Consider the following 13,052-nt stretch of genomic DNA (forward strand, 5'->3'; position numbering starts at 1 on the left):
AGAAAAAGTTGGGGTTCAGGAGATTCTTGGCTGACAGAGAATTGAACCGGGCCAAAAAAACGGTTTTGAGAAGCAAAGATTTTGCTTTTGTTGTGGTATAATTTGTGAAAATGAAAACCCCCTGCTTAATAAGGGGGGAATAAGAAAGTCCCCCTTTTTTAAGGGGGATTTTCCGCAAGCGGACATGAAAGGGGGATCAAAGTGTACCGCATAGCAGAGCAAACTGCTATAAGGATGAAGAGTATTAATTGAGTTGATTCTCTTACCCACCCTAGTCCCGTGACCTCTCTAAAATGAGGCAAAGCCAGGAGTGCGAGCATCTTGCTCGCTTGTTCTTTCTAGGGAGCGAGACGTTTGTCCTAGCGACACGCTACGCTACGCACTCCCGAAAACCTATTGCCCTATTTTAGTTGAATTAGATGAACATAGTCGGATATTCATAATACCCGGATGACACTGGGAACAGAGTCGATCGCCTCTAAACCCTGGACTTCGGCTAACGCTTGTCTGAAATTGCCTTCACGGGTTTCATGGGTGACAATGACAATCTCCGCTAAATCATCCCGAAATCCAATTTGCACGACTGACTCTAAACTCACCCCCTGATCGCCGAAAATCATCCCTAGATGACCGATGACTTTGGGACGATCTTTGGCAATTAAACGGATATAAAACCGACTTTCTAGCTCTTCAACGGGGGTGAGGGTGCAATAGTGCTGATGGGTGCAACTGAGCAGGGGGTGGGGAATGGGTTCGCTTTCGGTTTTGAGGATGGCGGCAATATTGATGATATCGGAGGTTACTGCGCTGGCGGTGGGGCCAGCTCCTGCTCCTTGGCCGTAGAACATCACCGGGCCGATGGGGTCACCTTCGACTAAGATGGCGTTAAATACGCCGTTAACGCTGGCTAGGGGATGGGTGTGGGGGAGGAGGGTGGGATGGACGCGAATTTGGAGATGATCGATCGCATCTGGGGAGGGGTCTCGACGGGCGATCGCCAAGAGTTTAATCCGAAATCCGAGTTTTTCAGCATAACTAATATCGGCTGCATTGATGGAGCGAATGCCTTCACAATAGACTTGCTCCCGTTTGACTCGACCGCCAAAGGCGAGAGCGGCTAAAATGGCGATTTTATCGGCTGCATCTAAGCCATCGACATCTGCTGTCGGATCGGCTTCTGCATAGCCTAAACTTTGGGCATCGGCAAGAACTTCTCCAAAGTCTGAGCCTTCCTGCTGCATCCGGGACAAAATATAGTTGGTTGTGCCGTTAATGATACCAGTGACGGATTGAATTCGGTTCACGCCCAAGGCTTGTTTGAGGGGATTAATCACTGGAATTCCACCACCTACAGCCGCTTCGAGCATCACATATACGCCCTGGGCATTGGCAGCATCATAAATTTCATCTCCATAGCGGGAAATTACAGCTTTGTTGGCGGTGACTACATGCTTACCATGGGCGATCGCCTGAAGAATGAGCGATCGCGCCGGTTCCAAACCGCCGATTAATTCCACCACAATATCCACGGCTTCATCAGTAACAATGGCTTGGAGATCGGTCGTCAGTAAATTATCGGGCACTTTTACCGCTCTCGGTTTATTCAAATCTCGAACACCAACCCGATACAGATTTAGGTCACCTAAGAGGGGATGCCGTCCTTCCGGGTTCAATAAAATATCAACCGTTCCTGCTCCTACGGTTCCTAAGCCTAGCAAGCCAATGTTATATGCCACAGTACCAATCTTAAAAACAATGGATTATTCTTAAAAGTTTACCATTAAAACCCAATCGGTTCACCGCGATCGGTAAATTTTACCTCTTGGATATTCCACTGGGAAGACTCGGTTAAGGTTTGCTCTAAGCTACCCAAGAGCGCCATTCTTTCGCAAGTGGAGAGGGAGACAAACTGACGCTCAGATTGGGGAGAGAGGCGAAAATCAATGGTGAGACTATTGTTTGCTGGGCTGGGTTGTAAGCGATAACCGGCGATCGCAAAATCAGCCGTTGTCCCCTCTTCTATGAGCTGATGGATCGTTGCTTGTAGGGCATTTTGTTCGGGTACTTTAATCTCCTTTTTAACAAAGGTTTCACAGAAGAGATCGAGCTGGTATGTGGTTACCGCGATCGTCTCCACCGGAGGAGCATCAGGGATTTGGGCAAGTTCAGGCAGGGTTATAGGGGGAGCAGTGGCTTCCGTGGGATGGGTGGAGGTGCATCCAGTCAGACTCAGGGCGATCGCCACACCTAGAGGGGCGATCGCTTGGTAATAGTTTAAGGTCATGATCGGGGAGTAATGAGTTACACTTCAAACCCTTCATCAAAACCTAGATTCGATCCGCCTAATTTCCTGTAGAGTAGCTATGGCAGTTTACCGATTACCCATTTCTCCCCATGTCCTTTACGCACCCCCATATCCTGTCCTTAGCTGAATTCACTCCAGAAGATTACAACACCGTTTTACAGACCGCCGCTAGTTTTTCCGATGTCCTTTCTCGACCCACTAAAAAAGCCAAAAAACTGCCCACACTTCAGGGACGAGTCGTCACTAACCTCTTCTTTGAACCCTCCACCCGCACCCGCAGCAGTTTCGAGTTAGCCGCTAAACGCTTATCCGCCGATACCCTCAATTTTACCCCCGGTTCCTCCTCCCTATCTAAGGGAGAAACCATTTTAGATACCGCCAAAACCTATTTAGCCATGGGAACCGATATTATGGTCATTCGCCATAAAGAATCAGGAGTTCCCCAGGCGATCGCCGCCGAACTCGATCGCCTCAATGCCAATGTCGGCGTTCTCAATGCGGGGGATGGTCAACACGAACACCCCTCCCAAGCTTTGCTCGATCTCTTTACCCTCTGCTTCCTCCTCGATCCCCAAGCTCCCCGTTTAGAGTTACTTGCTGGTAAAAAAATTGCCATTGTTGGCGATATTGTTCACTCCAGGGTCGCCCGTTCCAATCTCTGGAGTTTAACCGCCACTCAATGCGAAGTTCACCTCGCTGCACCGCCAACCTTATTACCCCCATACTTTGCCCAATATGTTTCTTCTGAGTCCCAAGAACGACCCGGAAAAATTTTTGTCCATTGGTCAGTAGAACCCGCCTTACAAGATGCAGATTTTGTCATGACTCTGCGCTTACAAAAAGAGCGCATGACCCAACATTTACTCCCTAGTGCCAGGGAATACCATCATCGATTTGGGATTACCCGCGATCGCCTCAAACTCTGCAAACCCGGTGTTAAAGTTCTCCATCCCGGCCCCGTCAACCGAGGAGTGGAAATTAGCTCCGATCTCATGGACGATCCCCAATTTAGCCTCATTTCTCAACAAGTCAGTAGTGGAGTCGCCGTCAGAATGGCCCTACTGTATTTAATGGGAGGCGGAAAGTAAAGTTCCCAATGATGCTGCTTTTGAAAGTGACTATATCAAAGGTAGATATGGTGCAATTCCAACCGTACATCAATTGGTTAAAGCTCTTAATCAGTTTCTTTGATGATGCTTTTAATTTTTAATGGACATCACCGAGTCAGGAAATTGACGCTTTAGGGCAGGAAAAACAGGACAGACGGGTTGACTTTGGAGGCTCATTTGGCGATTGACATTAAACTTACTCCAAGTAAATGGCGCTTTGTTGGCAGCAGACATCCATAAGAGCCGTTTGGCGCGAGTCATGGCGACATAGAGTAAGCGATATTCTTCGGCGGTTTTGAGCTGTTCGGCCTCGATCCAAGCTTGGTTTCCCTCTGGAATGGGTTCACCATGCAAATAAGCGCGAATTTGGGCGCGAGCAACTTCTGCTAAACTAAATTCTCCTAAAAATCGGGTTTGGGGAGGAGTCCAGAAACTGCCAGGAATCATGTTTTGGTGCAAGAAGGGCAAAAAGACATAATCCCAATCTAATCCCTTAGCTTTGTGCATGGTAATAATGGTAAGCTGGTTGGGCCGCATATAAGGGGAATCATCGGCGGTATCTACTTCCACTGGCTCAAATCGTTCTGATTGGACAATTTCAGTGAGAACTCTCAACAGAGCGGATAGGGATGACTCGCCTAGGGTTTGCTGGGCGAGTCGTTCTGCTAGTTTATCGGCAGTGGCGAGTTCGTTTTGGCTATAGCGTAGGGTGAGACCGAGAAAGGGAATGAGCTGGTGAGGAGGGAGGTCTAACTGGGCCCGCAGGAGACCGCGACAGGTGCGCCGGGCGCTTTTGCTGATTTCGTCTCCGGGGGGGTCGAGGGGGCCGGGATAGAGGAAGATTTCGGGTAAGGCAGAGAGGGCGTTGAGGTCTTGGGGAGGAATGAGGCGACGGTTGACGAGGACGGTGAGGGCGGCTTTGAGTGCGTCGGGGGAATGGGGACGTTGGAGGAAGTTGAGGAGGTTGAGGATTTCGGCGGGGACGTGGGAGTGGCGATCGCTTTCTGCGACTTCAAAGAGGTTAATTTTGCTTCCGTAAAGTTCTCGCAGTTGATGGGCGACAAATCGTCCTTGATCGTTGGTACGGACGAGGACGGCGGCACTGTGGTAGGGGTCTTGGGTAAATAGGGTATGAATGCGATCGCCGATCCATTCTACACTTTGAAAGATATCGCGGGGCGTATAGAGTTCTAAACCTTTGCCTTCAGGGGCTGGGTTTGCGTCGGGTTGGGGGTCTTCTGGGGGTACGGGTTTAATGAGTTGCACGCTGAAGGGTAAGGGGGCGGATTGATTTTTGTGTTGAAGATGCCGATTAACCCATTGCAACATGAAGTTAGCAGCGTCGAGAATGATGGGACTAGAGCGCCCAGCACAGTCTAGGGCGATCAGTTGGTTTTGGGTTCGCAGGCGATCGCAAAATTGCCGAAAATAAATCGGATCGGCTGGTGTAAAGGTGGAGTTAATGGCTTGGTTCGGATCTCCCACGCGCATCAGGTTGATGCTGGGTTTATCCCCCTTTTCCCTGGTAGGGGCGGGTTTCAAACCCCCTGCTACAAAAGCACCATCCTCTTGGGCTAAAATCTCTAGCAATTTTGCTTGTAGGGGACTAGAGTCTTGGGCTTCATCTTCAAACACGGCAAAGACCTGGTTTTGCCATAAGCGTCTTGCGCCCACATCTTCCAGAACCCGCAAGGCTCCGAGGATCATGTCATCATAATCAATTAAAGAGCGCGATCGCAGTTGCCGTTGATAGGTTTCATACAGTCCAGCAGCAATGCGTAAGATGGGGTAGTCATATCCTGGGTTTTGGCTCTCCTGAATTTGCGCCAATTCCAACAGATCTGAGGGCAATAAACCAGAGCTTTTGGCTTCATGGATCGCAGTATAGGCTAAGTAAGGTAAAACCTCAGTCCGTAGCACCCCTTGACGGCGCAACCGTTCCGTTTCTTCTCCGTCGGACTGGTTGCCTTCTAATAGTCTCTGGTAGAGTCCGGGATGGCTATTGGCCCAATATTCCACACTTTGGCGCAGCAATTGGTGCGATCGATTGGGGGAAATCAGGGTGAGCGCGTCTAAACTGAGGGTTGATAACTCTGGGTGGCGGGTAGCAATTTGTAGAGCTAACCCATGGAGCGTATGCACTACAAAGCCAGTGGAGGGTAAACCCAGGGTTTGCAGATGGCGGCGAATTTTGCCCTTCAGACTTGCGGCTGCTGAACGGGTAAAGGTGACAACCACCAATTGATGACGGATATGGAGACGATTTTGGGCAATGGCGATCGCGGCTGCACCCGCCATCCCCGTAGATTTACCCGATCCCGGCACAGCCGAAACCGCCAACTCTCCGCCCTGCCAGTCGGCCATTTGTCGCTGTCCTTCTCGTAACTGGCTGCGGATCGTGTTTAATCCGGTTTCTAAGAGTGGGGTTAAGAGTAAATCAGTCATTATCAAAGGATAACGGAAATTTCCTTAACTGGATGGATACGGCCTTTGTGTACAGCGTGCAGTAACCGGTCGATAGCAGCGCGTTCTTCATCAACGAGAGAATCTTCGAGGACAGCAGCTAAGAGTCCATAACAGTCAGCTTGGGTAAGGGTTCGCGTCGTGCTGGCTTGGGCGAAGAGTTCGGGAATGGCAAAGGGGAGTAGGCGTAGTTGAATCATAATTAGGGATTAGAACTCATCCTATTTTTAGTATCAGAGAGAATTAAGAGGATTAGGGTGATAACTATCGGAACAGAGTGTGATGTTCATCAAGATTTGAGTTGATGCAGATCACTCACCTAGGAGTGTGAAATCCTCCTAAATAATGCTTTTTAAGCTTAAGGAGGCTTCGTTGAGTTTTTGTGTACCGATGCGGGTTTGGGAGATGCTGGTGGCGGTTTCTTTGGCTCCTTGGTTAATGGCATTCATCGCTTCTACCACTTGTTGAATGGCGATCGCCTGCTGTTTGATATTTAAGGAAATTTGCTGGTTATTCAACACCACATCATTAATCGCTTCAGCCACTCCACTAAAGGCTTGAGCCGTTTTTTGGGCAATATCTACCCCCGTCGTTACCGTTTTTGTTCCTTCTTCCGTCACCATCACCGTTGAATTAATCGAGCCTTGAATATCCATGACTAAGGCATTAATTTTATCGGCAGATTTGCGACTTTGATCCGCTAATTTTCGGATTTCACTGGCGACCACAGCAAAGCCTTTACCATGTTCTCCCGCCCGTACTGCCTCGACTGCGGCATTAAGAGCTAACATATTCGTTTGATTAGCTAGATCGCTCACCAAAGCGGAAATATTACCAATTTGTCCCGTTTGTTCACTGAGCAAAACAATTTGTTGGGCGATCGCACTCACCTTTTCCCGTAAATCCTCCATCCCTTGCAGAGTATTATCCACTGCCTGACTTCCCCCTTGGGCCAACGCCAACGCCTGTTGAGCCGCCGATACTGACGCTTCCGCTTGCTCCGAAACCTGGCGCGAAGAAGCCCCCAATTCATCCATCGTAGTCGTCGTTTCATTCACCGAAGAAGCTTGTTGAGTCGCTGTGCGCTCTTGCTGCTCCACCGTAGCCGCAATTTCTGAAGAAGAAGAAGCTATTTCTTCAGTTGATTGATTAATCACCTTAGCCAATCCCCCAGCAATCCACAAAGCCAAAGAAGCTGTCGCCACAATTAAACAAACCGTTCCTAAAGAAATCACCCAAATCAACGTATTCAGCGCATCCGTTGCATTTTCAGTTTCCACTTTCAGCAAATTTTCTTCAATCGCCGAAAATTGATTGGCCAACTGATCGAATACCGTTACAAACTCTGTTCCCTGACCCGAATTAAATAAAGCAATGGCTTCATTCCTTTTTCCTTGACTCGTTAAAGTATGAGTCTGATCTGAAAACTGTTGATATTGATTTTTCAGATCGATCATCTCATTTAATCGCACTTCTTGTTCTGGATCTTCTACCAAAGCCTTTAAATCCATAGCCACCGCATCAAACTGACGAGAATATTGTTGATATTCTTGCAAAAATTGGGGATTTTGAACCGCTAGATATCCTCGACTACTGCGAATCATTCCCTGTCCATTTAAGCTTAAATCTCCAATATCTATAATATTTTTTTGAACGCGCTCCACCGTTTGAAACGTCTGAAAAACTTGCTGTGCAGTCACATAAACCCAGCCTGAAACTAATGCCGTAAACCCAATAGGAATAGCATAGCTAAACAGCAGTCTTTCTCTCAGTTTTAAATTAGAAAACATCTAGATCTTCTCCTCAAAAATATCATTAACTAGCTTCATTCACTCTTAATTCTGATTGACTCAAAATTTTTTTCAGATCGAGCAATCCCATCATTTTGTTCTCGTAGGGAACGGTTCCTCTGAGATATTCTTCATCGACTACATGCACTGCTGTGGGAATCGGTTTAATTTGCGATTTGGATAAGTAGATGACATCAAAGACTTCATCGACAACGACACCAACCACTAACCCTTCAGTAGAAACGACTACTGCTCGCACAGGAACCCGATTGTAGTTTAGATTTAAAACAGAACCAATATTCACTAAGGTAACAATTTCACCTCGGAGATTAATATTGCCCACAATATGCCTAGGACAGCAAGGAATGGGGGTGACTCGTTCAATAGGCGTAAATTCCCGCACCAATTCTAAATCTATACCAAAATACTCTTCATTTAAGCCAATGACAGCAATTGGCATTAAGCCTTTTAGATCTTCATGAGCTATAGTATCTCTTAAATTTTTCGCCCTAGAGCGAAAAATTGCTCGCTCTTTTTCGTTGGCATGGGGGCAAAAGAGAGACCGATTCAGGGTATACATAGGCTCATTTTCAGTCTCGGTTGCTTCTTCTTGAAGCTCTGAATCAACTGAGGTTAGATCAATATTTTCAACCGGTTGAATCAAGGCTTCAGCATTTAAAACCATGATAATGTCTTGATCGACTTGAGCGAGTCCCCATAGACAAGGAGCAATGGAGAGTAAATGAAGGGATTTTTGTTTTCCCAGAGTACGGTTGAGTCGTCTCTGGGAAAACTGAGTCGAGATCTGTGATACATCAATCATCTGCACTTCATGGACTTGATTAACAATAATGCCCATGCGTATATCTTCATAACGTAAGATGATTACACTATCACTGACTTTGTATTCCTGAACTGCGTATCCGAGCCTACACTCAAGATCCATAACGGGAATAATTTCACCCCTGAGATTGAGAACTCCAGCAATATCTCGTGCAACTTCAGTGACTGGGGTTAACTCCGGCAAGAAGAAAATTTCTTCTACATAGAGAGCATCTATTGCGTAGGGTGAACCGTTCAGGCTAAAGGTAATAAACGGTTGTTTTTCCATACTCACCATTCTGAACTTTATTGAAGTTCTTTTAAGCACTTCTTAATAAACATCAACAATTCTTCATTAGAATAGTCTTTTGATGCTGTTATTTTAGCATCTTGGGGATGTTTTTGTAATAAGTCTAGAGCAATATTCCAAAACTTGCGGGCTTGTATTTTATTTCCCTGTTGGGCGTAGAGTGAAGCCAAATCTAAGTAAGCAGGGATTAAATTCGGTTCTAGATAAACGATCCGTTTCAAGTATAATTTGGCTTGCTCCAATTCACCTTTTTCTTCGGAAATTTGGGCTAGTAAATAATAAGGATCGATGGCAAAAGAGCTAACGGATAAAGATTCATTAGCATACTGAATAGCCAGATCTAATTGACCTAAGTTAGCATAGGACTTAGCCATAGAGAGTAAAGTCGTAAAGTCCTTGGGATTCTCCTGTAAGTAGACCTGGGATTTTTTGATTATACTTGTATAATCTTTTTGATTAAATAGATGTTCTAGTTCTTGGCTTTTCTGATTTTTATTCGAGGGTAAATTATGGATGACAGGAGATTTTGAAGCATAGGATTTTAGGGGATAAGGTTTTACGGAAGGATTAGAGGGTAAACTCTGGTTTTTTTGAGCCGGAGGAAAGGGCAAGGGAAAAACCTTTGGATGGGGTAAATAAGAATTGAAAGAGGACTCTTTTTTTTGAGGATAAAGATTTTTTTCTTCGACAAAAGAGCATTTCTTTTGATAAATAATTGATTCGGGAAGAACTTTAACTTGAAGGCAATTTAAGTTATGGCCATAGAGTTCGGTGTGGCTGGTAATTAAATAAGTATTATCTTTTAGGGCATGACAGAATTTCTCTAAACAAATATCAATGGCTTCTTTGGTCAAGTAGATAAACACATTACGACAAATGATTAAATCAAATGGTATGGTTTGACCCTTGTGTTTGGGGATAGAATCTAGAATCAGGTTATGGGTTTGAAAGTCAACTATTTTTTGTACATCTGGATTAATTTTCCAGTATCCTTTTTGAGCTTGAAAGTAGGAATTTTTTAATCTGGGTTCCACCAAGCGAAATGACCAATCATTGTAGAGTCCAGTTTTGGCTTTAGCGATCGCCAGAGCATTGATATCGGTTCCCAGAACCCGAAGATCCCAATTTCTCCAGTCTGGGAGCAACTCCATGAGCAAAATGGCTAAAGAATAAACTTCCTCTCCTGTAGAACATCCAGCACTCCAAATATTCAAACTGGGGCGATCGCCTCCTCGACCCCGATCCTGATACCGTTGCTTATGAATCAACTCTGGGAGTAAACGGTTACGCAGGAGCTGAATTTGTCCTTGATCCCGAAAAAAATAACTTTCTCCCGTGGTCAGGATATCAATCAGAGTCTCCCACTCTCGATCGCCGCGATCGCTTCGAGTCACCAACAATCGATAATAATCCTCAACTGAAGGCATCCGCAAACACCGAGTCCGGTCAATAATTTTCTCAAATAACCGCTCGCGATCTTTATCACGGATCGCCAATCCCGTCTTCTGGTTAATCAACTGAATCAATTGCTCTGCCAGGAACACATTTATCATCAGACTCTAAGTTTTCCCCCTTAGCCTCGATCCATACTTCCTCTTAAGATAGCATCACCCGGTTGTACAGTTGATACCTCTTAAAATCTAGATCTGATCCTTGACGAATCTCTCACCCTTCCCTAGGGTCAATCCTGCCCTCTCATGCAACCCTTCATGAAGTTTACTTGACAATCGCCACATCTGATAATTGCAGACACTATAGTACAAATATTCCCTTAAATCCCATTGTATGACTTGTTGTTGTTGTCTCCTCTTCTAACATGACCGATCGTGAAACCAGAAAAAATCCCCCACCCTCCCATTCCTCCCCCCCTCCTAGTCCCTCTATCGCTCTTGACTTGGAGTCAATCCCGATTCCTTTTAACTCCAATAGCCCTCCCCTAGACTGGATTGAGGGAGTTTTGTGGTTAGCTCATCCCGTCACCCTGCATCTGCAAGAGATCGGTTCACAGATTGAAGCAATCACCCATTATCCCCTCAATAAATTTGAGGATAATCCTCATTTTTGGCTCGATTTGATTCATCCTCAAGACCGGGCAAGTTTTGAACAGCAGCTTACTCGTCTCTCCCAGCAAAGTCTATCTATCCTCAAACTCCGTTATCGTATTCTCAACCGCACAGGACAAATCCAATGGGTACAAACTCAAGTGCGATTACTCACTGTCGATCGAGTAAATGCCGATAATGGGCTTCACTCTGAAAGTATGCTCCAAGGATTTACCACAACTGTTTATCCCTGCGTCGATTTTGCCGATCCCCTTGAAAGTTTGTTGTCCGGCATCAAACCCCTATTATCTTCGGTTTTGACCCAGTTGCCCCATGTGGCAATTGTAATCTTAGATCGTAATTGCCAAGAAGTCTTACGCATGGGTGAACTTTGGCAAACCGGGGATAACTCTGATGAATTTGATCCCTTGATCCAATGCTTAGTCAAAGCCAAGGAACAAGATAGACCACAAACATGGCCAGTTGGCGATCGCCTCTATCAAGGCTCTTTTTGGCCAGGGATCAGCCCTGAATCCATCCCTTTTGGTTTTATCCTCATTCAAGAGATTGCCCACAGTGAGCAAAAATATAAAACCCTCTTTGATCTCCTCCCCATTGGCATTGTTTTCACAGATGAACAGGGGAAATTTTTAGAAATTAATCCTGCTGCTGAAACAATTTTAGGTGTTCCTAAAGATAAAATTGAGCAATGGTCTTGTGAAACCTTTGAGCAAGTTATCTTTTTTTCTGAAGCAGAATATGACAGGCAAAAAAATCAACATTATGAAGCCGGTATTTTAAGTAGCTCTGGGGAAATGACTTGGTTACAACTCGATGTCTATCCTATGGCTCTCAAGGGATATGGCAACATCTTAAGCTATAGTGATATTACGGCTCAAAAACTTGTCGATTTAGCCTTAACCAAGCAGGCAGAACGAGAAAAATTGATGCGGATCATTACTCAAAAAATCCGTCAAAGCCTAAATTTACAAGAGATTCTAGAGACTACAGTCTCTGAAGTGCGGTTAATCTTAAATAGCGATCGAGCCATCATTTATCGCTTTAATTCCGATACTAGCGGTGTCGTTATGGCCGAATCTTGCCGTTTAGGGATCGCCTCAATGTTAGGCTGGAAAATGAGTGATTTACGGACGGGTTCTCCGGAATCGTTAAAACACTATTGTCAAGGTAAGATTCAAGTCATTGAAGATATCTCTAAAGCGGGTTTGGATTTTTCCTATTGCCAATTATTGAAAGCTTTTCAAGTCCAAGCACAACTGAGTGTCCCCATTATTTTAACCGCCTTACCGAATCATAACGATCGGCCTTTTTCCTTCTGCCATCTAGAGGATGAAGCTCAGAAATCCCATTATCTTTGGGGACTCTTAATTGTGCATGAATGCGATATATCTCTAGGAAAAATTGCTCATCACAAACATTGGAAACAATTAGATATTGATTTGCTTAAACAATTGGCCGCCCAAGTGGCGATCGCCATCGATCAATCGTTTCTCTATCAACAACTGGAGAAAGCCAATCAAGAACTCTATGGTTTAGCCACCAGTGATGGATTAACTCAACTGGCTAATCGTCGTCATTTCGATCAATCCCTTCACCAAGAATGGCAGCGATTAACCAGAGAAAAGCAACCCCTTTCTTTAATTTTGTGTGATATTGATTTCTTTAAGCGTTATAACGATACTTATGGCCATCAAGCCGGAGATGATTGTCTCAAACAAGTTGCGATAACCCTTAAGAAAGTGGTTAAACGCCCTGCGGATTTAGTGGCACGCTATGGGGGCGAAGAATTTGTGGTGATGCTGCCCAATACTCCAGCATCAGGAGCAATCTCCATGGCCCAGGCAATTCAAAAACAGGTGCAAGCACTTCAAATTTTACATCATAATTCCAGTGCCAGCTCAGTGGTGACCTTGAGTCTAGGAATTGCTACCAGTATTCCCTGTCGAGAAATGGAGCCATTAGGGTTACTCAAATCTGCCGATGAAGCCCTATATCAGGCAAAAGCTCAGGGACGGAATCAGTGGGTTTATGCGAATCAATTAACAATTAATATCAAGTCCGGTTTCCGCAAGCGGACATGAAAATTTGTTAAGAAGCGGGCAAGATGCCCGCACTCCTCGAATTCTTTGATCTGACTGGAGTGGGAGCATCTTGCTCCCTGGATTTTTAATTAGGGTATTTCCGCTTCGC

General features: G+C 45.4%; 9 protein-coding genes. 2 read left to right on the forward strand and 7 right to left on the reverse strand.

The window, feature by feature from the left end:
* Positions 1 to 437: 437 nt before the first annotated feature.
* Positions 438 to 1,736 carry a homoserine dehydrogenase gene (locus PMG71_RS19145; RefSeq protein WP_283755325.1) on the reverse strand — a complete coding sequence of 433 codons (1,299 nt, stop codon included), beginning with the start codon at positions 1,734 to 1,736 and terminating at the stop codon, positions 438 to 440.
* A 44-nt stretch (positions 1,737 to 1,780) separates the two neighbouring features.
* The gene (locus PMG71_RS19150) at positions 1,781 to 2,284 is read right to left on the reverse strand and encodes a GerMN domain-containing protein (RefSeq protein WP_283755326.1); all 504 of its coding nucleotides are present in this window, start codon (positions 2,282 to 2,284) and stop codon (positions 1,781 to 1,783) included.
* A gap of 110 nt (positions 2,285 to 2,394) precedes the next feature.
* On the opposite strand from PMG71_RS19150, the gene PMG71_RS19155 reads away from it, so the two are divergent.
* Positions 2,395 to 3,393 carry an aspartate carbamoyltransferase catalytic subunit gene (locus tag PMG71_RS19155; protein WP_283755327.1) on the forward strand — a complete coding sequence of 333 codons (999 nt, stop codon included), beginning with the start codon at positions 2,395 to 2,397 and terminating at the stop codon, positions 3,391 to 3,393.
* 111 nt (positions 3,394 to 3,504) lie between these two features.
* On the opposite strand, the gene PMG71_RS19160 is transcribed toward PMG71_RS19155, so the two are convergent.
* From PMG71_RS19160 to PMG71_RS19180, 5 genes are all read right to left on the reverse strand, one after another.
* Positions 3,505 to 5,859 carry an ATP-dependent helicase gene (locus PMG71_RS19160; protein WP_283755328.1) on the reverse strand — a complete coding sequence of 785 codons (2,355 nt, stop codon included), beginning with the start codon at positions 5,857 to 5,859 and terminating at the stop codon, positions 3,505 to 3,507.
* Between the two features lie 2 nt (positions 5,860 to 5,861).
* Positions 5,862 to 6,077, reverse strand: a complete 216-nt coding sequence (locus PMG71_RS19165; RefSeq protein WP_283755329.1) for a hypothetical protein — start codon at positions 6,075 to 6,077, stop codon at positions 5,862 to 5,864.
* Between the two features lie 138 nt (positions 6,078 to 6,215).
* The gene (locus PMG71_RS19170) at positions 6,216 to 7,667 is read right to left on the reverse strand and encodes a methyl-accepting chemotaxis protein (RefSeq protein WP_283755330.1); all 1,452 of its coding nucleotides are present in this window, start codon (positions 7,665 to 7,667) and stop codon (positions 6,216 to 6,218) included.
* 25 nt (positions 7,668 to 7,692) lie between these two features.
* On the reverse strand, positions 7,693 to 8,778 hold the full coding sequence (locus tag PMG71_RS19175) for a chemotaxis protein CheW (RefSeq protein ID WP_283755331.1): 1,086 nt from the start codon (positions 8,776 to 8,778) through the stop codon (positions 7,693 to 7,695).
* A gap of 17 nt (positions 8,779 to 8,795) precedes the next feature.
* Positions 8,796 to 10,352 carry a CheR family methyltransferase gene (locus PMG71_RS19180; protein ID WP_283755332.1) on the reverse strand — a complete coding sequence of 519 codons (1,557 nt, stop codon included), beginning with the start codon at positions 10,350 to 10,352 and terminating at the stop codon, positions 8,796 to 8,798.
* Positions 10,353 to 10,615: 263 nt separating this feature from the next.
* Here PMG71_RS19180 and PMG71_RS19185 point away from each other — a divergent pair, with 263 nt between their 5' ends.
* Positions 10,616 to 12,943, forward strand: a complete 2,328-nt coding sequence (locus PMG71_RS19185) for a diguanylate cyclase domain-containing protein (protein ID WP_283755333.1) — start codon at positions 10,616 to 10,618, stop codon at positions 12,941 to 12,943.
* Positions 12,944 to 13,052 lie beyond the last annotated feature (109 nt).

Source organism: Roseofilum acuticapitatum BLCC-M154, assembly GCF_030068475.1.
GTDB classification, from domain to species: Bacteria; Cyanobacteriota; Cyanobacteriia; order Cyanobacteriales; family Desertifilaceae; genus Roseofilum; species Roseofilum acuticapitatum.